This window comes from Pseudomonas sp. WS 5532 (assembly GCF_012985445.1).
GTDB classification, from domain to species: domain Bacteria; phylum Pseudomonadota; class Gammaproteobacteria; order Pseudomonadales; family Pseudomonadaceae; genus Aquipseudomonas; species Aquipseudomonas edaphica.
This window is the reverse complement of sequence record NZ_JAAQWK010000006.1, coordinates 131,789-155,286: the sequence shown is the minus strand read 5'-3', so window position 1 is coordinate 155,286 and position 23,498 is coordinate 131,789. Positions and strand designations below refer to the sequence as shown.

Here is a 23,498-nt window from a genome sequence, read left to right as displayed (position 1 = left end):
CCTCCAGGCCAACCTGCCTGGCCCAGGTTCAATGTGTTTCCATTAACTGCGAACCGATGGTTTTCATCCGGATCATATCCATCAACTGGCGCAAACCCGGTTGCGACTGGCGGCGGCTCGGGTAGTACATGCACAGCGGTTCGCCCATGCAGGCCCAGTCCGGCATGACTTCCACCAGTCGGCCCTCGGCAAGCTGCTGCTGCACGCGGTCGGACAGGCAATAGGCAATCCCCACGCCTTGCAACGCAGCATTGACGATGGTTTCTGTGTCGGCCGCACTGAAGTGCCCGGGCACATCGATGCGTTGTTGGCGCGCACCGTTGCCCAGCTCCCATTTGTAGGTGGTCTTGTCGCCCAGGTACATGCGGATGCACGCGTGCTCCAGCAGGTCCTTGGGTACCTGAGGTGTACCGCGACGGGCGAGGTAGGCGGGGGAGGCGACCATGATCCAGCGCAGTGCGCCGGTCAGCGGCACCGCGACCATGTCCTGTGGCACGGTCGCACCGTAGCGGATACCCGCGTCGTAGCCTTCGGCAATGATGTCGAGCATGTGGTCTTCGACGATCAAGTCCAGGCGCAACTGCGGGTAGGCGTCGGTGAAGTCGCCGAGGATCGGCGCCAACAGCAGCACGGCTGCATCCCGTGGCACATTGATGCGCAAGCGGCCAATCGGCGCTTCGCGGTGCAGCTCCAGGGTATCGAGACCGTCCTGGATGACGGCAAAGCCCTGGGTGAGTTTTTCCGCCAGCAGGGTGCCGGCGTCAGTCGGTTCCACCGCGCGGCTGGTGCGGTACAGCAGCTTGACCCCCAGGCGCGTTTCGAGGTTGCGCATGGTGTGGCTCAGCGCCGAGGTGGTCACGCCCAGCTCATGGGCGGCATGGCGAAAACTGCGGCGCCGGATGATCGCCATGAACACATTCAGATCGGCCAATTCGGAACGATTAAAAGCCGCCATATCAAGCCTCTTTACTAGGAGTTCGGTTGCATGGGGCGTTGAGCCCTATTCAACATCGGATGATCTAGAGTAATTGTTTTCCTACGTATTTTTGCTCTTCGAGGAGTTTTTTATGCGCATCGAGACCCTCCGGATTGCCGGCATCGACAAGGCCGTCTCGCGGATTGCCCTCGGCACCTGGTCCATGGGGGGGCATTTGTGGGGCGGTGCGGACAACGAGCAGTCGATCAAGACCATTCGTCATGCATTGAACTGCGGCATCAACCTGATCGACACCGCGCCGGTGTATGGCCTTGGGCTGTCCGAAGAACTGATCGGCAAGGCCGTGCGCGGCATGCGCCACAGCGCGGTGATTGCCACCAAGGCCGGCCTGCAATGGGACGACGGCACCACCCGGCGCAATGCCACGGCGCGGCGCATCCGCAAAGAAGTCGAAGACTCTTTGGTGCGCCTGGACACCGACTATATCGACCTGTACCAGGTGCACTGGCCCGACCCGCTGGTGGCCCAGGAAGAAACCGCCGAAGAGCTCGAGCGCCTGCGCCGCGAGGGCAAGATCCTTGCCGTTGGCGTGAGCAACTATTCCTGTGCGCAAATGGACGACTTCAGTCGGCACACGGCGCTGGCCACCGTGCAGCCGCCCTACAACCTGTTCGAGCGCGCCATCGACAGCGACATCCTGCCCTATGCCCGCCAGCGCTCGCTGGTGCTGTTGGCCTATGGCCCGCTGTGCCGTGGCTTGCTGACCGGCAGCATGCACTCGGCCACCCGCTTTGCCGGGGATGATGTGCGCAAGCTTGATCCCAAATTCAAGGCGCCGCGTTTCGAGCAATACCTGGCGGCTGTGGCGGCGCTGGACAGCTATGCGCGCGAATGCCATGGCAAGTCGGTGCTGGCCCTGGCCATGCGCTGGGTGTTGGACCAAGGCCCGACCATTGCACTGTGGGGCGCGCGCCGCCCGGAACAATTGAAGGGTTTTGAAGAGGTGTTTGGCTGGCACCTGACCGCCGATGACCTGACACATATCGACCGTATTCTTGCCAGCACGATAAAAGATCCAATCGGGCCGGAATTTATGGCCCCCGCCAAACGTTAGCCTTAACGACAGGGATGTCGGCACACAAACACCATCCCTGTTCGTAGAGGTTTTTGCATGAAGCGCGGTACCGTATTCAAGAATGCTGGTGGTTTGCTTGCTGTGTTGGCTTTGCTGGGGGCCTGGCCAAAGCGATCCCCGACGCTTTCGTATCGGCGGCGCACGCTGGATGCCAATCACTGTGGCGGCTGCGCCCCCAGCTTGTCCCACATCTTCTTGCTGATCTTCTGCCGGTTGGCGTAACCGGCCCAGGGGTCATCCTTGAGCGTGCTCAAACGCTCATGCAGATTAGCCACCGTCCATTGCTGCGCACCGCGTAACCCTTTCAGTTCGTCCTTGCTCACCGGCACCGAGACCGGCAGGCCCGGGCGTGCCCGTACCGAATAGGCCGCCACCGTACTCGCGCCGCGGGCATTGCGCAGGTAGTCGATAAAGATCTTGCCAATGCGGTTTTTCGGGCCGCTGGTAGCGGTAAAGCGTTCAGGCAGTTGCTGTGCCATAAACTGTGCGATGGCCTTGGCAAAGGCCTTTACTGTCTCCCAGCCGTCCCGGCGCGCCAGCGGGATGACCACGTGCAGGCCTTTGCCACCGCTGGTTTTGACGAACGCCTCAAGGCCCAACTCATCCAGTACCGACAGGGTCAATTGCGCGGCCTCCAGCATGCTTTTCCAGGGCAGCGCCGGGTCCGGGTCGAGATCGAGCACAAACCGGTCCGGGGTTTCGATTTTGTCGGCAGTCGCGCCCCAGGTGTGCAGCTCAATGGTGCCCATCTGCACGGCGCCGAGCAGGGCTTTGGTGGTGTCGATTTCCATCAGCCGTGCATGGCCAGGGTCGAGGTTCTGGTCCAGTTGTTTGATATGGGGAATGGCCAGGCGCTCTGCATGTTTTTGGAAGAATTGCTCGCCTTCGATGCCATCCGGCGCGCGCAGTAGCGAGACCGGCCGATGGCGCAGAAACGGCAGGAGCCATTCGCTGATGCTGGCGTAAAAGTCTGCCAACTGCTGCTTTTGCGTGCCACTTCGTGGATCGATCACGCGATCGGGGTGCGTGATGTTCACGCCGTTGCCGGCTTTTTTCGGCACTGAGGCCTGCTTGAGAGATTTGGCCGCGCGCGGTTGCTCATGGATGATCTGCGCCACAGGCTTGTCGCTGCGCATCGCTACGAATGAGGCTTGGCGTACCACGCCTTCGCGGGTCCATTCGGCGAAATTGACTTCGCCGACCAGCTCGGGCTCCACCCAGTGCACGCCGCGTGCCTGGCTGCTGGTCAGCGGGTTTTGCAGTGGCGAAGTTTTGCGCGCCAAAGGCGTGAGCTGGGCGTAAATCGCTTTGAGCGCGTGCTGATCAAACCCGGTGCCGACACGCCCGGCATACACCAAGCCGTTGTCGTCATTGACCGCCAGCAGCAACGCGCCGAAGCCGGTGCGCGAACCTTGCGGGCGGGTGTAACCGACAATCACAAACTCCTGACGCAGGCGGCATTTGAGTTTGATCCAGTCGGCACTGCGGCTGGACACATACGGGCTGCCGACGCGCTTGCCGATCACGCCTTCGAGCGCCAGGTCGCAGGCGCTTTCGAAGATGTCGCGTTGGTTGGCGGCGAAGGTTTCGGAAAACCGCAGCAATTTGCTGCGGCTGCCCGACAGCGCGGATTTAAGCGCAGCACGGCGCTGTTCCACGGGCGCTTCACGCAGGTCTTTTCCGTGTAAAAAAGGTGCATCGAACAGGTAGTAAACGATGTCCAGGCTGCGGCCGATATCGAACGCATTTTGCAACGCCTGGAAGTCCGGTAAACCGTCGGCGTTAAGGCTGACCACTTCGCCATCCAGCCAGCTGTCCTTGAGCTTGAGGGCTTGGAGGGCCTTGACCTGGCGCGGCAAACGCTCGGTCCAGTCATGACCGTTGCGGGTGAACAGGCGCACATCGCCGTCGCGGATACGCGCCAGCATGCGGTAGCCGTCGAATTTGATCTCGTATTGCCAATCGCCGGGCGGGGCGCGGTCGACCAGGGTGGCCAGTTGTGGCGCGAATTGATCGGGCAGGGCGGTCTTGGCTTTCTGGCGCTTTGCACGCGGTGCAGGCGCGGGCTTGCCCACGGTGGCATCGCTGAGCACGCTTTTGGGCTGGGCCTTTACGATGTCGTAGTCTGCGGCCGGGCGGGCTTGCTGATCCTTTTCCTTGATCAGCAACCACTGCTCCTTGTCGCCGCTGCCCTTGAGGCGGGTGCGTACCAGCGCCCAATCGCCGGAGAGTTTTTCACCGACCAGGGTGAATTTGAGTTTGCCGGCTGCATACGCCTTGTGCGGATCGTCGTGAGGCTGCCAGACCCCCCGATCCCACACGATCACATCGCCGGCGCCATACTGCCCGGCGGCGATATTGCCTTCGAAGTTGCCGTAACTCAGCGGGTGGTCCTCAACGTGGACCGCCAGGCGTTTCTGGCTGGGGTCCAGGCTTGGGCCTTTGGGCACGGCCCAGCTTTTGAGTACACCATCGAGTTCCAGGCGAAAGTCATAGTGCAGGCTGCGCGCGTCGTGTTTTTGAATCACGAATGACAATGCCGAGGCTTTGGATTTGCTGGCAGGTGCATCACCTGCGGGCTCTGCGGTGATCTCGAAGTCGCGTTTGCGCGTGTATTCGCTCAGGGGCTTGGCCATGGCGTTCTCCTGCTGATGGCGGGCTCAAGAGGCCTTTTTGCTGGTTTTTTTTGCGGTCGGTTTTTTTGCTGCGGGCTTTTTCGCGGCGGGCTTGCCGGCGAGGCTGCGCTTGAGCAGTTCGGTCAGATCGATTACATCGGCAGATTTGCGTTCTTCGCTGCCGGGCTGGCTTTCGACGTCTTCTATTTTGCCGGCCTTGGCCTTCTTCGCCACCAGCGCCATGATCTTTTCCTGGAAGCTGTCGCGGTATTCGTCCGGCTGCCAGTCGGCGCTCATGTCTTCGACCAGGCGCTTGGCCATGTCCAATTCGCCCTTGGCCAGGCTCGGTTTGGTGACGTCACTGCCCAGTTCCAGTTCGTCGAGGCTGCGCACTTCGGCGGGCCAGCGCAGCATCACCAATACCAGCGCTGATTCCAGCGGCATCAGCGCTGCCAGGTGCTGTTTGGTGTGCAGCACCACATTGGCCAGGGCGACCTTGGCGGTTTTTTTCAGGGTCTCACGCAGCAGCGCGTAAACTTTGCCGCCGCGTTTGTCCGGGGCCAGGAAGTAGGGCGTGTCGATGTTTTGCAGCGGGATCTGGTCGGCGGCAACAAAGGCAATGATTTCGATGGTCTGGGTCGACTTGGGGTGGGCCGAGCGAATCTCGTCTTCGCTGAGCACCACATAGCGGCCTTTCTCAAAGGCCACGCCCTTGACGATATTGTCTTGGGTGACTTCCTTGCCAGTCGTCTTGTTGATGCGCTTGTAGCCCACCGGGTCCATGCTGCGTTTGTCCAGCCAGTCAAAGTCAACGCCCTGGGAGGACGTGGCCGAGACCAGCGAGACCGGGATATGGACCAAGCCGAAACTGATGGCGCCTTTCCAGATTGCCCTTGGCATGGCTGCGGTTCCTTGAGAAGAGTCGGTGTTCTGGTGACTCGCAGGCTGGCGCAAAAGTTTCGGCGGACGGATGCGCGGACAGATCGTGTTACATCTGATGAGAAACTATTTAATGTCGAAAGCCGAACCCAAGGCGTAGCGTGTTATCGAAAGCACGTACTACTCGCCCCAATGAGGCTTTGTCATGAACAGCTGTGTGCGTTACCTCGCCGTAGTCGCGCTGGGCCTGGCCCTCGCGCCATTGGCCCAGGCGCAGAACCTGCCCGGCAGCTACAACACCAATAACAGCCCAATCCATCGGGCTAACCCCAACAGCATGCAGGGCACCCAGCCCAATGCGCCGGCCGCCACCCGCGGGGTTCAACCCGCGCCGACCGGCCCTGCACCGACCGTGGAAAACGGCGGTATCGGCAATCGTTACCCGACGCGTAACGCGGCCCCAAGCCGTCCTGCCACTGCACCCAAAGCGCCCACTTACGATGCCAACGGCAATCGCCGGTAAGGACTCTGTCTTATGTTTCTACGCAAAACCCTGTTAGCCGCTATCTGCGCAACTCTGCTGCCCGTGACGGCCGTCATGGCGGCGGATGCCCAGCAGTTCCCCAGTGAGCAAGGCAGCATCACTGCCACCCCCATTGCCAAAGGCCTCGATCACCCGTGGGCCGTGGCGTTTCTGCCGGACAAACAAGGCTTCCTGGTGACCGAGCGCCCCGGCCACCTGCGCTTTGTCAGCCCGGACGGCAAGCTCTCTGCGCCGCTGACCGGCGTGCCGCAGGTGTGGGCCAAAGGGCAGGGCGGTTTGCTCGACGTGGTGCTGTCGCCAGACTTCAAGCAGGACCGCCTGGTCTACCTGTCGTATGCCGAAGGCGGCGGCGAGGGTGGCAAGGCCGGCACTGCCGTGGGGCGTGGGCGTTTGGCCGATGATTTGAGCGGGCTCAAAGACTTCAAAGTGATATTGCGCCAGGAGCCCAAACTGTCGACCGGCAATCACTTCGGCTCGCGACTGGCGTTCGACCGGGACGGCTACCTGTTTGTGACCCTGGGCGAGAACAATGACCGGCCGACGGCCCAGGACCTGGACAAGTTGCAAGGCAAAGTCGTGCGCATTTACCCGGATGGCCGTGTGCCGGACGACAACCCCTTTGTGGGCCAGCAGGGCGTGCGCCCGGAGATCTGGTCCTACGGCCAGCGTAACCCGCAGGGGTTGGCGTTGAACCCCTGGAGCGGCACGATCTGGGAAAACGAACATGGCCCGCGCGGTGGCGATGAAATAAACATCATCGAGCGCGGCAAAAACTATGGCTGGCCCCTGGCAACCCACGGCATCAATTATTCGCTGACGCCGATTCCGGAAGCCAAGGGCAAGGCTGTGGAGGGCACTGTGGAACCCCACCACGTCTGGGAAAAATCACCCGGCATCAGTGGCATGGCGTTCTATGACGCCGAGCGTTTCAAAGCCTGGGACCACAACCTGTTTATCGGCGCGTTGGCCAGCCAGGAGTTGATTCGCCTGCAGTTCGATGGCGACAAGGTGATCCACGAGGAGCGCCTGCTGGGCGGGTTGAAGGCACGGATTCGCGATGTGCGTCAGGGGCCGGACGGCTTCCTGTATGTGCTGACCGATGAGGACAAGGGCGTACTGTATCGCGTCGGCTTGAATCAGGACTGACAGAGGCTGATGGTCCAATGTGGGAGCTGGCTTGAAGGCCGCCAATTTTTCCTGTGGCGAGCAGGCTTGTCCTGCGTTGGGCTGCGAAGCAGCCCCTAACCCGGACGCCGAGTTTTTTCAGGAAAATTGCAGTGCCTTCACTCGGGCCGCTTCGCAGCCCAACGCAGGACAAGCCTGCTCGCCACAATAACCGGTTGTGTAGATACCTATGCGTGTGGCTTACAGGCCGAGGTCGGATAACCCCGGATGATCATCCGGGCGCCGGCCCAACGGCCAGTGGAACTTGCGCTCGGTTGCTTTGATCGGCAGATCGTTGATGCAGGCAAAACGGTTGGCCATCAGGCCGTTTTCGTCGAATTCCCAGTTTTCGTTGCCATAGGAACGGAACCAGTTGCCGGAGTCGTCATGCCACTCATAGGCATAGCGCACGGCGATACGGTTGTCGGTGAATGCCCACAACTCCTTGATCAGACGATAGTCCAGTTCCTTGGCCCATTTGCGCGTGAGAAAACCCTTGGCCTCTTCGCGGTTATGCGCGAATTCGGCACGGTTTCGCCACTGCGTGTCCAGGGTATACGCCAGCGACACGCGTTGCGGGTCGCGGGAGTTCCAGCCGTCTTCGGCCAGGCGCACTTTTTCAATGGCCGATTCACGCGTGAACGGTGGCAGCGGCGGACGTTGTTCTGCTGTCGATGACATGGGGCAGCTCCTATCAATACCAAGGTGTTGTCGAAAGTTGCTCAGCCTGTGCGTTCAAAGTCCTAATAACGTTCGCGCCATGCATTGCGCATTATCAGCTGCTGTTGAATCGCCCATGACCAGGGCAACGGTAATGGCGCCATCGATCAGAATCAGCAGGTGCGCTGCCTGCCGTTCGGGGTCGGGGGTGCCATGTGCTTTACACAGTTCGAGGGCGTACTCGAACAGTTTTTGTTTATGCGCCTTGGCCAGCAGGCGCACCGGGTCTTGCGCATCGCCGGTTTCGCCACTGGTGTTGATAAAGGCGCAGCCGCGAAAGTCTGCCGAGCCAAACCAGGCCTTGAGTGCGCTGAACAGCGCCAGCAGGCGCTCGCCGCTGCCTTCGCTGCGTTCCACTTCAGTGCGTAGCCACTGCATCCAGCGTGCGTCGCGGCGTTGCAGGGCGGCGATGACCAGCTCGTCTTTATTGGCAAAGTAACGGTAAATACTTTTGCGTGAGACGCCGGCGGTTTTCACCAGTAACTCCATGCCGGTGGCGGCGATGCCGTGCCGATAGATCAACTTCTGGGTGACGTCGAGGATAATGTCGCGGGTTTCGTTGCTGTTAATATCGTTCATGCAACAAACAGTAGAACGATCGTTCTTCATGGTCAATTAAATTTTTTCCATTGGCCACGACGAGACCTGAGCAGCCCCATGGTGTAAGCTCTGTGCCTCTTCGGATTCGACCCATTGCGAGCCTTATGCCGTCGTTCTTCAAACGCTCCCTGTTGCCCAAACTGCGTGGTTTCCCGCTGTCTCCCGATGCCATCGACGTGCTGTCCGGTGCCGCTGCGTACCGTCTGTGCCTGCTGGAAAAAATCGCCCAGGCCACACAACGCATCTACATCGTCGCGCTGTACTTGCAGCAGGACGAAGCGGGGCAGGAAATCTACGACGCCTTACACGCCGCCAAGGCGGCACGGCCCGAGTTGGATATCGTGGTGGTGGTTGACTGGTTGCGCGCCCAGCGCGGCCTGATCGGCGCCGGCAAGCAGCCGGGCAACAGCGCCTGGTACCAGGCCATGACCCACTCCCACGCCAGCGAAGTACCGGTGTACGGCGTGCCGGTGCAAACCCGCGAACTGTTCGGCGTGTTGCACCTCAAGGGCTTTGTGATCGATGACAGCGTGCTGTACAGCGGTGCCAGCCTGAACAATGTGTACTTGCACAAGTTCGACAAATACCGCTTTGACCGCTATCACCTGATCCACAGCAAGTCCTTGGCTGACTCGATGCAACACCTGGTGGAACACGGCCTGGTCGCGTCCAAAGCCGTGCATCGCCTGGACCTGCCGAACCTGCCGACCACCCGCAGCCTGCGCAATGACATCGGTGACTTGCGCAGCCGCTTGAAGCACGCGACCTACGACACCACCACAGGTTTGCTGCCCAATGGGCACTTGTCGGTCAGCCCGTTGCTGGGTGTGGGCAAGAACAATCCGTTGAACCGGGTGATCCTCGAACTCATTGCCAGTGCCCAGCATCAACTGACCATCTGCACGCCGTATTTCAACCTGCCGCTGCCGGTGACCCGCGAAATAAACCGCGCCCTGGCGCGTGGGGTGAAGGTCGACATTATCGTCGGCGACAAAACCGCCAACGATTTCTACATCCCGCCCAGCGAGCCGTTCAAGGTGATCTCGGCCTTGCCTTACCTGTATGAAATCAGCCTGCGCCGCTTCGCCAAACGCCATCAGCCGATGATCGACAGCGGCCAGTTGAACCTGCACTTATGGCGTGACGGCGACAACACTTATCACCTTAAGGGTATGTGGGTCGACCAGCGTTACACCTTGCTCACGGGCAACAACCTCAACCCACGGGCATTCCGCCTCGATCTGGAAAATGCCTTGCTGATCGATGATCCCAAGGGCGAGTGGCTGGCGCCGCGGCGCACAGAGCTCGCGCAGATCTTCCAGCACACCACGCGCATCGAGCGGTATCAGCAATTGCAGACCCTGGTGGAGTATCCGCCAGCAGTCGGCAAGTTTTTGCGCCGGGTCAGCCGGGTGCGGATTGAGCGGTTGCTTTACCGGATCTTGTAGGAAAGCGGACGCGTTACCGCAAACTCTCAGAAGGTCTTCGCCATCTTGAGAGTTTGCCTACACCCAGGTTCGTACATTTCTCTGTGGAACAGATCTAAGGGACGTGCACGCTGCCACTCGCTTGTGCGCACATACCTGCGCTCATTGAGTGGATCTCCCACCCGCAAGGGCTTGGTCGCCAGATGGTGGCCCACAACGGGCACATCCTTTCGGTGCCGGTTCAAGCGCTCAGGTTTTCACACTATTCCTCAGTCAATCGAGAAATTTCCTACTCTGCATCTCAAGAATTCTTAATATTTTCTTAACCGACTGTTTTTAGGGACGAGAACTCTCATCAACCCAACCGGTAGAGAGAATTTTTGAATGTCGACAAGCCTTTCCAAGGGTAGCGTTACAGTTGTCAGTCATCCCCACCTGTCTCAGATGCAGCTCCCCACGGGGCCTGCTGTAAAGCCTGCAACGCCTGACCCCGCTGTTTTGCCAATGATTGAAAACGGGCCGCCTGCAGGCGCACCCCGCCCGGTACGCGGACAGCTGACGCAATTCAAGTTTGAACCCGCATCGATACGCAAGACGCGCGAGGTTGCGTCTGAAAGTGACGCGCACGCCCCCGACGCTGAGCGCAAAACAGCGGTTTATCCCGCATTGGCGCAAGCAAAAAAAGCCGACAGCAGCCTGCAGAAAACCCTCACTCATCTGCTGACTACCCACAAACTGAACGCCGACCCGTTTCCTCCAGGTGCCTCGATAAGGCCCTTCATTGATGCCTACACTGAGGCGGTGAACGAGCCACAGGTGCAGGCCTGGCTCACATCCAAAGGCCTGGATCTATCAACTGCGCTTGTTTTCAGCGACAGGGTCGAAGGCACAGTGGTGGTTGACGGCAAAACAGTCGCGCGAACCTTCACGACCACCGACGGCTCCGGCTGGTGGGAGGTCAGCGCGAAAGTTTGTGCGGCGGTGAAGCAGTTGAAGCCGAGTGATATGGGTGTATTGCTGCCGGGCCAGCACACGGTCAAATTTCGCGATTTTAATGCGGTGCTCGAATTCTACGGTGTGGAATATCCGGCCCCTCAAATAGATGCAAAGGCGCTTGGGAAACGCCTGAAAAAACACGGCTGGCCGCCGATATCCGACCAGCATCGCGACCAGTGGCGCCGGCAGTATGAGCAGCTCATGCAGCACAACAGTGACATTGATGTGCGAACGCACCTCACCTCTCAGTTGCGAGGGTTGGTCAAGGACCGTGGGGAGGGTGATACGCCCACTCTGAGCGCGCAGTACGCCACCGTTTATCCTGAATCGACGCTGGCACACAAAAGTCATGCGCCCCGTGAACGTTTTGTTGAGTGGCTGGGCAGGCCGGCGTTCAAGGCTTTCATCGAGAGGTCCGGTCTGGGTGGTGCTGAGAGCGTTTACAGGATATCCAATGGAAGCCTTGAGATACGTGACTCGGCCAATCAATGGATCAGTGTTCAAGTCATTCTTGACCAAGAGATCTACAACGTTTCGATAGGTGGCAGCCCGGCCGAAAAAGCCGCTATCCACGCGCTCAATAACGACCTCCATCAACTGGTAGAGATGAGCAAGGCGACCGGGAATGCCCTGTACTCCCAGGCCGTTTATGACGTGCGGCAAGTACTGGCGTTTTCCGGGCTGGGAAGCCCCGAAACGGTTACGCAGATCAATTCGGCCATCAGTTGGCTGACCGCCAAGCTGCCACCCGCGCCAACGCAGGGTGACTATGCCCGTTTGTCACCTTATACATGGGCCCCTGGCGCGCTGTCGCCCGCTGACCTGAACGTGTTGAAGGCAGCGTCCAGCGGGCCTGGCTCGGTGTCCGAACTGTTCGCCAGCCATATGGCCCGGACAAATTTGCCCCGCGACCCTGACCTGCAACTGCAGCAGTTTTTCGACTCGCACGAGGCGATCATCAAGGCTCAGGCATTGGCGCAGCAGTTGAATATGGCTGAGGTTACCGGCGGCAAACAGCTGTCAAAGGCTACCCGCCATCAACTCCTGGCGGCCACCATCAAGGCCAGCGTCAATGCACAGATGCCTGGCAAGCCTGGGATGGTTGCGGGCTACGACATTTATCAGCCCAACAACCTTGGTCGTACCTTGGACGAAGTACGTGCTGACATTGAAGGCTTATTGAGAAAAAAGGGTGCCGACGTCAATACCGCGCCCTTGATCGCCCATATGTTGTTGGCACAGGCGGCCCCCGAGTTTCTGATCAAACCGGATCCTGGGTTATCGCCACAGGCACCTGAGGCGCTCAAGCTGTCTCCTGGCCAAGTCAGCGTGGGCTCGACCGCTTGGATGAGCCTGCGCCTGGGTTGCGCCATGGCGGAAAAACTCAGTGGGGCAGGCAGTTCGCGCGCATTGAACATCTCGGAGGCGCAAGCCCTTACCCGACTCGAACCCATGGGGCCGGAGCACGAGACGCTGATCAAATGCCTGGGGGCTGCGCCTCTGTTGGATTGGGCGGTGATGGCCGGTGTGTTTCCCAAAACCAGCGATGGGGCTTATTCCGCAGGGGATTATCGGGCGGCCGCGCAAGCGTTTGCTGACCGCCAGAGCAGTACTGTCGCGGCCTTCCAGAGCCTGACAAGTGAGCCACCTTCGCAGACGAGCCTATTGATTGATCAATTGGTTCTGTTGTTTCCCGAAATGACGCGGGATGAGATCGCCAAGATCAAGTTGACGCTGGTGACCGACAAACCGTATGACGCCAGAAACGAGGGCCACCTGGAAACACGTACCCCGTTGTTGACCGAGTTGATCCTTGCCGGAGAACCTGAGGAGGACCCTTTTTTCGTGGCTCAGCAGTGGGTGAATACGCGACTTTTTGGCGAGAAGAAATACGCATTCACGCACCCCACTATCTCCCAGGAAACCTTTGAAGAAAGAATCAAGAAGCTTCCACGTATCAAGCCGCTGGTAGCGCCGGCAGTGGACCAATACCTGGCCGACAGTCGTCGCGCACAGGAAACGGTGATCAAACTGATGATCGCCAATGCACCGCTGGATGTACGCACAGGGTTGGAGTCCGGCGATGTGGAGATTTTCACGTTGCGTGAGGAAACCGGGGAATCCCTGGCCCAGGATCAGGGGAGCGACTCGAAGGTGGTCGAAAAGAGGGCCAAGCAGGGTGTGTTGTTGCGCTACAAGAACAAGGGGCCAGAGGGAGGTTATACCTGTCTCGAAATGTTCCCGGGGTCCATGAAAGTGTGCAAGCGTAACTTGCTGTTCTCTACGCTAAAGTTGGACGGTGTGATTGAAGAGGGGACGGTCCCGTATGGTCCTTTTGCCAATGTACCGGCGGGCTATCGCAAGGCAACACAAGTAGATTTTGACCTTCAGGCCTATCAGACAGGCAGCGAGCTGCGTCCCGGCGTGCGAACCAAGGCCATTATCGAAAAGTTCGGAGAGACGTTGCCGGGGCAGAATTCGTCGAGGTGGGCCAGCAGCACGCCAGGTGCTGTGCCTAACAGTTGGGCGTCGAAAAAAACCAACGATATAGCCAGGGCCATCGTCAACGCTACGTTCGATGTGAAGCGCGAGACGCTGTTGGAATACGCCAACGCGCCGACAACGCTACAGAGAAGACGCAGTTATCCGTTTGATTCCGGAAAGGTCTTTACCCGTGAAAACCTCAGGATGGTATTAAGCCTGATCCCATTTGTGGGGGCGATTGCCGATATCGCCGACGGCAACATTGGCGCAGGCCTGAAGGGGCTGGTGATCGACTTTACTTCCTTTGCGTTTACCGGTGGGTTACGTGGCTTTTTCAGTGGGTTCAAAACGGTTGTGCCGTTCGGCAGTCGTGCGTTTACGATGACCGCGCTGAAGGGTGGATCGAAAACGTTGCGCGGTTTGTTCAACCCGCTGGACGGGGTTTTTGATGTGCTCAGGATTGGCCCCAAAGCCCTGGGGGCAGCCAGGCAGGTGCTCAGAGGCGAATTGGTTTGTGTGGGGCCAGGCTTTTTTCTGACGACCACCGCCTTTGAGAAATGCCGTTGGGGGCTTGGGGCGTATGACGCGTTAGCCCCACGGCAGGAGGCCGGCGCTTACCCAGGAAGCCAGCTGGGCGTGAGTCGAAGTTGCCCGACATATGCGGTACAAATAGACACTAAATGGTATGCGATTGATCCGGTAACGCAGACACCCACTGGTGCGCCAATTGAAGACTTCAAGCCCGACGCACCGGTGAACTAAGCACCGATAAGCCCCGAGCCGTGCATTGCGGTATGAATGCATGGCTCGGGGCTTTTAATCAGTTCAGACCCAACTTGCCGCGCAAGGTCGACAGGTCCTCAGCCAAGGTGTTGACCGGGCCCACCAGGGCCTTGCGGTCGGTTTCCTTGACCTTGTCGTAGGTCTCATAACCGCCGTCCTTGGTTTTGTACTTGGCCAGGATCTTGTCCACGGCGGCAAAGTTCTTGTCGACTTTGGCCAGGAAGACTTTGTCCTGCTTCTCGATCTGGCCACGGAACAGGTCGACGATTTTCTTCGCGCCGTCGATGTTGCCCTGGAAGTCATACAGGTCGGTGTGGCTGTAACGGTCTTCTTCACCGGAGATCTTGGTGGCAGCCACTTCTTCCAACAGTGCTGCTGCGCCGCCGACGACTTTTTCCGGCGGGAAGGTCAGGCCATCCACGCGGGTTTTGAGGTCGTTGACGTCGGTGTTGAGTTTGGCGGTCAGCGCTTCCAGACCTTTGGTGGTCTTTTCGGAGAACAGCACGTATTCGATGCGGTGGAAACCGGTGAAGTCTTCAGCGGTCACGCCTTTCTCGTGGTCGTCAACACGCGAGTCGATCGAAGCGTCGAGGTCGCTGAACAGCTCGGCGATCGGCTCGATGGACTCATAGTGCACGCGGGTCGGTGCGTAGAGCTTCTGCGCAGTGGCCAGGTCGCCTTTGTTGATGGCATCGGTGAACGCCTTGGTCTGGGTGACCAATTCGCCGATTTCTTCGGTGACGTAGATCTTGTAGTCCGACACCGGGCCTACCAGGTCCAGAGGCGCGGTGGCGGCGAAGGCTGCCAACGGTGAAAGGGTCATTAGCAACGACAACGCGATAGTCGACTTCTTCATGGGGCTTTTCCGCTCTGGGTTTGTTTTAGGTCTTGGCAGTGGTTTGAGAGTGCGTTGCAGCGAGCAGCGTGCGGCCAAGGAAGTCCTTAGGCCCCGTCACCCCAGGCAAGGTGAAGAAGTACCCGCCGCCAACCGGCTTGAGGTATTCCTCCAGGGGCTCGCCGTTGAGCCGGGTTTGCACACTGATAAAGCCTTTCTCCAGGTCAGCCTGGTAGCAAATGAACAACAGCCCCATGTCCAACTGACCGTTTTTGTTGACGCCGTTGGAGTAGTTGAACGGCCGACGCAGGATCAGGTTGGCCTGTGTCTGCGGGGTGCGCGGGTTGGCCAGGCGGATGTGCGCATCGAGCTTGGTCAACTTGCCTTCCGGGTCTTTGCTGTAGTCAGGTACTTGGGTTTCTTTGTCGCCATCCATGGGCGCGCCAGTCGGTTTGATACGGCCGATGATGCTTTCCTGTTCCTGCAGCGGCGTGCGGTCCCAACGCTCGACGAAGTTGCGGATGATGCGCACGGCCTGGTAGCTGCCGTGGGCGGCCCACGCCGGTTCGTCGCTGCCGGGCTGTACCCAGACGATCTGGTCCATCGCCTTGGCATCGTTGGAGTTCGGGTTGGCCGAGCCGTCACGGAAACCGAGGAAGTTGCGTGCGCTCTGCGCCGGTTCACCGGGTTTGGCCGGTGCCTGGGGCGGCACGCTGCCTTCCTGTTTCCAGCGCACCAGCAGCAGGTCGGGCAGGTTCTTCACGATGTCGCGCAGGGCGTGGATGTTGGTGTCCGGGGTGTTCGAGCTGAATTGCAGGCTCAGGTCGCCGTGACACTGCGCGGGTTCCAGCGCATCGTTGGGGAAGCCGACCATGCGGCTCAGGCGCTTGGGTTTGGCTGCCGCCAGGCCGAAGCGCTCATCGAACAGCGATTCGCCGACCGAGACGGTGATGGTCAGGTTATCCGGCGTGACCACCGGGCCGAGGATTCCGGAGTCGGTGGGCGGCAGTTTCGGGTCGACTTGCGGCACGGTGCCGCCGGTCATCAGAAACGCAATGCGCTCATTCAAGGTGCGGAACAGGCGCTCCAGGTCTTCGCGATCGCTGGCCAGCACGTCGAAGGCGACGAGCATGCCGCAGGCCGGGCGCGGGGTGACGATGCCGGTCTGGTGCTGGCCGAAAAAGTCGTGGTGGTCCTGGGTCTTGTCACTGCGTGGTGCGGTGGTGACTTGCTCGGCTGCGGCGGCCATGGCCGGGCAGGTCAGGGTGCTGCCGGCAATCGCGGCACCGGTGGCGGCCATGCCCAGCAGGACACGGCGACGTTGCGCGGAAAACTGTTCTGAATCACTCATCTATTAGGTCGTCTTCACTGCAGGCCGGAAAGGCCAAGGGCGGGGTCGATTCCATCGAGTGCAACGGCCAGAGCCTTGGCCTTGTCGGCGATCTGCTTGCGCTGATCGGCCGTGACGCTGTCGTAGCGGCTGTACTGGCCGTCGACTTTAAAACTGTTGAGTTGGGCATCGAAGGCATCGAGCGCGCTGTCGATTTTTGGCAACAGGTCCGCCGCTGATTTGGTCAGCAATGGGCGCATCAGGTCGACCACCTTGCGGGCAGCCTCCAGGTTGGCGGCAAAACCGTTCAAGTCGATATGGCTGTAGCGTTCCTCTTCACCGCTGGCGGCACGCACATCCGCCAGGCTGTTGAGGTTGCGCACCACAATGCTGACCAGTTGTTCCGGCGGCAGTGATTGCGCAAGCAGCTGTTGCTTGAGGGTGGTTACGTCAGTGACCAGGCGCTCGGCGACCGGGCCGAGGCCATCGAGGCTGCGCTGCTGGAACAGGCTGTATTCGAGGCGGTGGAAGCCGCTGAACGCGGGGTCTTGCTCGCGTTTTTCGAAGTAATCGGCGCGGGCGTTGATCGCGTTGTCCAGCTCGGCCAGACGTTGCGCGGCGGGAGCCAGGCGCTGATACGCTTCACGTGCCGGCACATACAGCGCCTGCGCCTGGGCCAGGTCATCGGCGGCAATGGCTTGCTGCAGCGCGGTCACGGCCTTGACCAGCGCACTGCCTTGGCCGCTCAGGTACACCCGGAACTCCGACAGCGGGCCGATAAACGCCACCATCGACGGTTTGGCCTTGGCCTGGGCATCGGACTCAGCGGTTGGCGTGACATGTAAGGTGCCGCGCGGGTTGCTCAGCAAGCCGCAGGTGATCGCATAGTCGCCGGGCAACAGGTTGGCGTTGATCACCTGGCTTAGGCCCGGCGCGATATTTTCGCGTTCTTCAATCACCAGCACGCCGTCGAGGATTTCCCATTCCACCGCGCGGTCGGAGCGGTTGATGATGCGAAAACTCGCGCGCCCGGCGGGCACGCTGATTTCATTCGGCTCGCAAGCGTGAGCGTGAATCGTCACGGCGATTTCATTGTGGTTGGTCTGACGCTTGGCGGCAGCCAATTGCGAGGCGTAATAAAACAGCGCACCGGCGGCGATCATCACCACCACCGAGCCGGCCACTGCCCAGCGCAGGGCGCGCGACGGCGGTGCCGGTTGAAGGGTTGGGTTGGACAAGAGACGGTCCTTAATGGCTGGAAACGGAAGAAGGTTGGGCGACAGGCTTGGCAGGGGCCGAGGGCAGGAAGAACATCACCAGCGCCACTACCAGATAAATCAGATAGGCACCGAGGGTGCTCACGGTCGGCGCTTCCTGGTAGCCGAACATCCCGGCGAGCACCGAACCCAACGGGCTGTCCATCGGCAGCACGGCGCTGAAGTCGAACAACACGGTTTGCAGGTGGTTCCACACCCCGGCTTCATGCAGCGCCTGCACCGAGTTGGCAAGAATGCCGGCGGCCACCACCAGGATGAACAGGCCGGTCCAGCGGAAAAACGCGCCGAGGTTCAGGCGCATGCTGCCGGTGTAGATCAGGAAGCCGACGATAATCGCCAGGATCAAGCCGAGCAGGGCGCCAATCGGGGCGCCCGGACCTTCGCTTTGCTGGAACACGGCGAGCAGGAAGAACACGGTTTCCAGACCTTCACGGGCCACGGCAAAGAACACCATGGCGATCAGCGCGATGACTTGGTGCTTGGAGCCGGCCAGTGCATGATCCAGGGATTCGTGCAGGGAATGCTTGATGGAGCGCGCCACTTTGCGCATCCAGAACACCATGGAGCTGAGGATGCCGACGGCTACCAGGCCGACGATACCTTCGAACAATTCCTGTTGTTTCTGCGGGAACTCCGCACTGACCAGTTCCAGGCCGCCACCTACCAGCAGGGCCAACGCAGCGGCCAGGAACACGCCGATCCACACGGCGGGCATCCACTGGCCACGGCCGGTCTGTTGCAGGTAACTGGCAATAATGCCAACGATCAATGCGGCTTCAATGCCTTCGCGCAGCATGATTAGAAAGGGAACGAGCATTCGGCACCGCATCAAGGCTGGATAGGATGCTAATTTGTAACATAATGATACTCATTACTAAACAGCCAATATTGACCTTTGCTGAACTGCGGCTGAACGGTGGTGGCGAATCGCAACCGCCCTTATGATGCATCCCATCTTTTGCAGCATTGAATAGCCCGATTCCCATGGCGGAAAAAGACACCATCTCTATCCATCTTGTGCGCGAAGCCTTGCTGCAGAGCTGCGCGCCCGGCACGGCCACGGTTGAAGCCTTGAGCAAGGTCGGAATAGACCCGGCGCTGCTCGAGCAGCCCGACGCTCGCGTGCCCGCCACGGCCTACGCACGCCTGTGGCGCTTGCTGGCGCGGCGCATGGACGACGAGTTTTTTGGCATGGACCCGCGCCAACTCAAGTCTGGCAGCCTGGCGTTCCTGTGCCGCGCCGCGATGGCGCAACCGAGCCTGGATGCCGGCCTGGAAACCGGCCTGGGTTTTTTGTCGCTGATGTTCGAGCAGATGCCTGCACAGCTGGTGCGCCAACAGAGCCTGGCAGAAATCGTCTTGCTCGAACCCGAACCCAAACGCGCGTTTACCTATTTCACCTATTGGATGATCGTCCACGGCGTGGCCTGTTGGCTGGCGGGTCGGCGTATCCCGATACTCGCCATTGAGCTGCGTTGCCCGCAGCCGCAATTCTGTGATGACTACCGCGTGATGTTCTCCGACAACCTGCGCTTTGATCGGCCACGCACGCGCATGATCTTTTCTGCCGACTGTCTCGACCTGCCGATCAAGCGTAGCCCGGAAGAACTCAAGCGGTTCCTGGCGCATGCGCCGGCCAACATACTGGTCAAGTACCGCGACCCGGCGAGCCTGGCCAATCGCATCAAAAATGATCTGCGCCATATGCCTGCCAATACCTGGCCCGAAACCGAAGGCTTGGCGGCCAACCTGTGTATATCGGCGTCAACCTTGCGTCGCCGCCTGGCAGATGAAGGGCAGACTTATCAGGGGCTCAAGGATAGCGTGCGCAAGGAACTGGCGATTGTCTGGCTTGCCGAGGCCGATATCAGTTTTGTTGAAATTGCCGTGCGCCTTGGTTTTGCTGATGTCAGCTCATTCTACAAAGCCTTCCGCAAATGGTCCGGCTCAAACCCAGGGCACTACCGCAGCCTGATTCTGAGTGACGCGTTGCCGTCTTTGTGACGCAGGCTCATGCGTTGATTAGCAGGAGGTAATGTGTACATACACTTGCTGCACTGCGCTTCAGAATAAGCCGATCCGTTTCGAAGGGGCGGCTCTCAGATTATTAGGCTCCTTTCTCTGGAGTACGTCTAATGAGCTTATCCCGTGTTGATACAGGCAACAGTGCGCTCTCACACCAATCAAATCCGTCACCCGGTGAGCTGAACCTGGCGACGTCAACCGGCCAAACGGACAAGCTGGCGGTTGCCGTTAAACCAACCGCTGAAGCTGACGCTGAACTGGCCACCCTGCTGAGTAGCGGGCACCAAGACGATTGGCGCTTTCAAGATTTGTCGCCAGAGACGTCGATTGGCAAATGGATGGGCCACTTTGTTGACGCGTGGAACGCGCCGTCCCTGCAGGCTTGGGTAAGGGCGCAAAATTTCGTGATGCCTAGGTTTCACATAGTGGGGTCCACCCTGACGGTACAAGCGCAAGATACCGGTAAAATCACTACATTTACCCCGTCTGATGGCAGCGGTTGGTGGCCGATCGGACGGCAGGTGATTGCCAGTGCTGCCATGCTTGATCCGCAAGCAAATGGCCTGAGCAACCCCGGAACCAGGCTTTTGCCCGCTGAGATTGCGGCGTTCTACGGCGTTCGCTGGCCCATCAACAGTACCGATGCCGACGCTCTCAAAGCCAACGGTTTTCCGGTAAAGCCTGTTGAGGAAGACCCCCTGCGGTCGCCTGAAATGCGCAAGCTGGCAGAGCGTGAGTTCATGGATGTAGAAAATGAAAGCGCATTGATAAATACGCTGCTCAGTAAGCTCAAGGACAAACCAGACAACGAGGACATCGACCTCAGAGCGATTTCCCAGGACATTGCACCGGGTTCGTCACTTGGGATTGCCAATCGCTCGGGGCTCAGAATAGTGAAGCGCTTGATGCGCGATCCTCTGATGGCACCCATCTTGAGCGCAAACCGCACAGGCGTGAATGCCCAGGTTCGGCTGGAGAATGGGCAGTTTATGGTCAGCGCCAACGGCACATCTGGACCGTGGCGCAACGTGACGGAGCAAGTTCTGGCCCATCCCACGCTCGCGCAACTGCTCGACAGTGCCATTCAGCAATCGGAAGCAACCGGAAAAATAATCAGATCACATTCAATCGGCGATGTATGGCAATTGCTGCGCTATGCAACGTCGAGCGAATTACCGGCCGTCATGACTGCCAGCGACTTGCGCAACATTGTGAATTGGAAACTCAACCCGCTACCACCAGAACCACCACTTGGCAGCTATGCCCGTAATTTTCTGGAAGATCAGCAATCACCTGATTCCCTGACCGAGGGGCAACGTATCAGAGTCCGCCGCTCAGCACCCGGCAACAACATACCCCCACAGTTGACACTGCTTGATTGCTCACCCAAACCCTGGGCAGGCCAGAGCCCGGTATCCATCCGCCAGAATGCCGACGAACTCATTAGCCAAGCGTTGACTCAAGGTGCAGGACTGAGGCGCTGTGAGCCCATTCTTGCTGCACTTAAAGACGACGGGGCAGAGGTGCGCGGGAAGGCTTCGCCAAGCTATCGCAAACAGCTGATCCTTACCCGTGATCTGCTGATCATAGATCCAACGCTGGGTACGCAGCGCAATCATATCGGCGGCTACAACCTGTACTCGGCATCAAACGCAGGAAAAACCCTGTTCGAGGTGCGTACTGAGCTTGAACAACACCTGGCCAGAGAAAAACAACTGCCCCTCGAGCAAGCCATACTGGTCACGCATGCATTGTTGTCGACCGTCGCCCCCGAGTTTCTGGTGAAGGGCGCGGATACTGTACGTGTGGGGACGTTGCCACTGGTCAGCCTGCGCGTCCACACGGCACTGGCGGAAATGGCATCTCAAGGCAGTTCGCGGCTGATGAGTGTAGAACAACTTGGCTCTCGTGCCTTACTGAGGCCGGTCTCGCCTGAACACGAACAATTGGAAGCAATGCACTGTGCCGGACCGATATACGATTGGGCCTTGGCCCAGGGGGTCGTGACCGAGGAGGATGATTACTCACCCACAGCGCTGAATGCCGCGGCAATTGCTTACAACAAGCGCGTGGAGGACAGTGGGCTAGTGGCCGCCAGCCTTGATAAGGCCAGCTCATTACTTAAAGCCCGCACGCATGTAGGTGAACAGGAATTGGAGCGTGTTTGCCCTGGCCAGAGTGAGTTCTTTAGTAAAAGGACGGTACTGTTCAAGCCCAGTTCTTCAGTTGTTAACGCTGTACCCTTGAGCAACATTGCGAACTCAGCCATCAACGCGTGGAAACCTGATACCACTGTCCTTGGGCTTGCAGCGGGGCCTTGTTCAATCAAGGATTTATACTTGTCAGGCGAGTTGACGGCTGAAAATATAAACACGAAAGAATGGAACTTTATCAACCCTTCAGATAAAACCGCGTTCGAGGCATTGAAGAATCAACTTGTAAAGTTGAAGCCGATCGAAAGCGTGTTTCTATTGCCCGTCGTGCAGGGAATTACAAGCTTGGCAACCTATCAGGGCATTGCCACGAAAATGCTGATGAGCGAATTGCCTGTTGAAGACAGGCGAAGGTTAGAGTCTGGCGAAGTCACCGTCTATGGCGCTTCGACTCAAGAGGGCGACCTCAATCAAGAAGAGGCTCAGCAAAAAATCGGGCCTGTTCTATTTCTCAGAGATGCGTCGGGCGCCAAGTGTTATGAGTTTCTCCCCGGCTCTAACCGCTACGCAGAACGCCCGGAACTGGTCGACGCCATGACGTTTATGAGTGATTCGGGTACCGATTCCTTCGGGAAAATCATGCGCCGGCGTCTAAGCCCGACACTGCCGGTTGATATTGAGGTCGTCGCGCACTTTCCCGCGCCGCCTAAGCGTCAGGACGCTTCAGCGGGCTTGCCCAATACCTATTCATCGACACGAACGGCTGAAATTCTTAGAGCCCTGCAACTGGAAAATTTGCTCGTCGACCCCTTGCTGCTGATGAAGCAAGCTGCAGGCACGACGTATAACGAAGCCGTTCAGCAGCGTTTGGATGCTATTGATAATTTCGTCATCAATACCCTGATTCCGTTCAAAGGCAATATCGAAGAGCTCGCCTCAGGCGATCGCCGTCGTGTTGCCGTGGGCGCTATTGGGCTGGGCTTGGAAATTGTAGGTGCTCTGTTTGTGGCCGCCAGTGCCGTCAGCGCGGTCGCAAAGGCAGGGTCGATAGCTGCCAAGTTAGCCGTTGCGGGTAAAGCAGTGCTGTCGATGTTTAATCTACCGGGGGCAGTGGCCGGCACGGCGAAATCCTTGTTTCGTCTCACCGCAATGGGCGTCAGAAGCGTGGGGGTGAACGTCCCTAAATCATTAGGGAAAGGACTCTCTGATTTCAGAAAACTGGTGTGTGGTAGCAAAAAAAACGCGACATTAATCAGGCTATCGCCACGCGAGCGTACGGGCAAAGAAGTCACTAACTTAGTGGGAAACATCGGATTGCCAAATACGGTTAACGGCACGATAGATTTTGCCCAGCAATCACCGCCCAAGGCGTCTGAAGGCTGAATCGTTTCTAAAACGTAACCACTGTTGTTTCGAGCAGGGATGCTCATCTCTCGCTGGTTTGACCCCGACTCTGCGCGCGCCCCGACAACTGTCGCCCTCCTGCACGACCGAGCTGAAAGCCTCACCTCAAATCATCAGCAAAAAAAAGCCCCGCGACCGAATGAGCCGCAGGGCTAAAAATTGGCTGGATGCGACCAACCAAAGGAGCTCG

Annotated in this window: 16 protein-coding genes; 7 read left to right on the top strand and 9 right to left on the bottom strand. The window is 59.0% G+C overall.

Annotated elements, in window-relative coordinates; translation table 11 throughout:
* Positions 1–28: 28 nt before the first annotated feature.
* Positions 29–955, bottom strand: coding sequence for a LysR family transcriptional regulator (locus HBO23_RS12815; RefSeq protein WP_017135525.1), 927 nt, complete (start codon positions 953–955; stop codon positions 29–31).
* 112 nt (positions 956–1,067) lie between these two features.
* On the opposite strand from HBO23_RS12815, the gene HBO23_RS12810 reads away from it, so the two are divergent.
* Positions 1,068–2,051, top strand: coding sequence for an aldo/keto reductase (locus HBO23_RS12810; RefSeq protein WP_099549847.1), 984 nt, complete (start codon positions 1,068–1,070; stop codon positions 2,049–2,051).
* Between the two features lie 176 nt (positions 2,052–2,227).
* Here HBO23_RS12810 and ligD read toward each other — a convergent pair whose 3' ends face one another.
* On the bottom strand, positions 2,228–4,708 hold the full coding sequence (gene ligD, locus HBO23_RS12805) for a DNA ligase D (protein WP_170038327.1): 2,481 nt from the start codon (positions 4,706–4,708) through the stop codon (positions 2,228–2,230).
* A 24-nt stretch (positions 4,709–4,732) separates the two neighbouring features.
* Positions 4,733–5,587: a Ku protein gene (locus HBO23_RS12800; RefSeq protein WP_170038325.1), complete on the bottom strand. Its 855-nt coding sequence runs from the start codon at positions 5,585–5,587 to the stop codon at positions 4,733–4,735.
* 184 nt (positions 5,588–5,771) lie between these two features.
* On the opposite strand from HBO23_RS12800, the gene HBO23_RS12795 reads away from it, so the two are divergent.
* The gene (locus HBO23_RS12795; RefSeq protein WP_099549844.1) at positions 5,772–6,089 is read left to right on the top strand and encodes a hypothetical protein; all 318 of its coding nucleotides are present in this window, start codon (positions 5,772–5,774) and stop codon (positions 6,087–6,089) included.
* A gap of 12 nt (positions 6,090–6,101) precedes the next feature.
* Entirely contained in the window at positions 6,102–7,256 is a 1,155-nt protein-coding gene (locus HBO23_RS12790; RefSeq protein ID WP_170038323.1) for a PQQ-dependent sugar dehydrogenase, read from the top strand.
* 219 nt (positions 7,257–7,475) lie between these two features.
* On the opposite strand, the gene HBO23_RS12785 is transcribed toward HBO23_RS12790, so the two are convergent.
* A complete protein-coding gene (locus tag HBO23_RS12785; RefSeq protein ID WP_017135531.1) occupies positions 7,476–7,955 on the bottom strand; it encodes a nuclear transport factor 2 family protein in 480 nt (159 codons plus the stop codon).
* Positions 7,956–8,009: 54 nt separating this feature from the next.
* The gene (locus HBO23_RS12780) at positions 8,010–8,573 is read right to left on the bottom strand and encodes a TetR/AcrR family transcriptional regulator (RefSeq protein WP_099549841.1); all 564 of its coding nucleotides are present in this window, start codon (positions 8,571–8,573) and stop codon (positions 8,010–8,012) included.
* Positions 8,574–8,698: 125 nt separating this feature from the next.
* Here HBO23_RS12780 and pssA point away from each other — a divergent pair, with 125 nt between their 5' ends.
* Positions 8,699–10,042 (top strand): CDP-diacylglycerol--serine O-phosphatidyltransferase, encoded by a 1,344-nt coding sequence (gene pssA, locus HBO23_RS12775; protein WP_017135533.1) that lies wholly within the window; start codon positions 8,699–8,701, stop codon positions 10,040–10,042.
* 363 nt (positions 10,043–10,405) lie between these two features.
* On the top strand, positions 10,406–14,263 hold the full coding sequence (locus HBO23_RS12770; RefSeq protein WP_170038321.1) for a hypothetical protein: 3,858 nt from the start codon (positions 10,406–10,408) through the stop codon (positions 14,261–14,263).
* A gap of 58 nt (positions 14,264–14,321) precedes the next feature.
* Here the strand turns inward: HBO23_RS12770 and efeO (HBO23_RS12765) are convergent, their stop codons facing one another.
* From efeO (HBO23_RS12765) to efeU, 4 genes are read right to left on the bottom strand one after another with little or no spacing between them, the layout of a single operon-like run.
* Positions 14,322–15,140: an iron uptake system protein EfeO gene (efeO, locus tag HBO23_RS12765; protein ID WP_017135535.1), complete on the bottom strand. Its 819-nt coding sequence runs from the start codon at positions 15,138–15,140 to the stop codon at positions 14,322–14,324.
* Between the two features lie 25 nt (positions 15,141–15,165).
* Entirely contained in the window at positions 15,166–16,470 is a 1,305-nt protein-coding gene (gene efeB, locus HBO23_RS12760; protein ID WP_170038319.1) for an iron uptake transporter deferrochelatase/peroxidase subunit, read from the bottom strand.
* Positions 16,471–16,484: 14 nt separating this feature from the next.
* Positions 16,485–17,687, bottom strand: a complete 1,203-nt coding sequence (efeO, locus tag HBO23_RS12755; RefSeq protein ID WP_170038317.1) for an iron uptake system protein EfeO — start codon at positions 17,685–17,687, stop codon at positions 16,485–16,487.
* Between the two features lie 10 nt (positions 17,688–17,697).
* Positions 17,698–18,543: an iron uptake transporter permease EfeU gene (gene efeU / locus HBO23_RS12750; protein ID WP_170038315.1), complete on the bottom strand. Its 846-nt coding sequence runs from the start codon at positions 18,541–18,543 to the stop codon at positions 17,698–17,700.
* Between the two features lie 167 nt (positions 18,544–18,710).
* Here efeU and HBO23_RS12745 point away from each other — a divergent pair, with 167 nt between their 5' ends.
* Both HBO23_RS12745 and HBO23_RS12740 read left to right on the top strand, forming a co-directional pair.
* A complete protein-coding gene (locus HBO23_RS12745) occupies positions 18,711–19,730 on the top strand; it encodes an AraC family transcriptional regulator (RefSeq protein WP_017135539.1) in 1,020 nt (339 codons plus the stop codon).
* A 131-nt stretch (positions 19,731–19,861) separates the two neighbouring features.
* Positions 19,862–23,287 (top strand): hypothetical protein, encoded by a 3,426-nt coding sequence (locus HBO23_RS12740; RefSeq protein ID WP_170038313.1) that lies wholly within the window; start codon positions 19,862–19,864, stop codon positions 23,285–23,287.
* Positions 23,288–23,498: the final 211 nt, after the last annotated feature.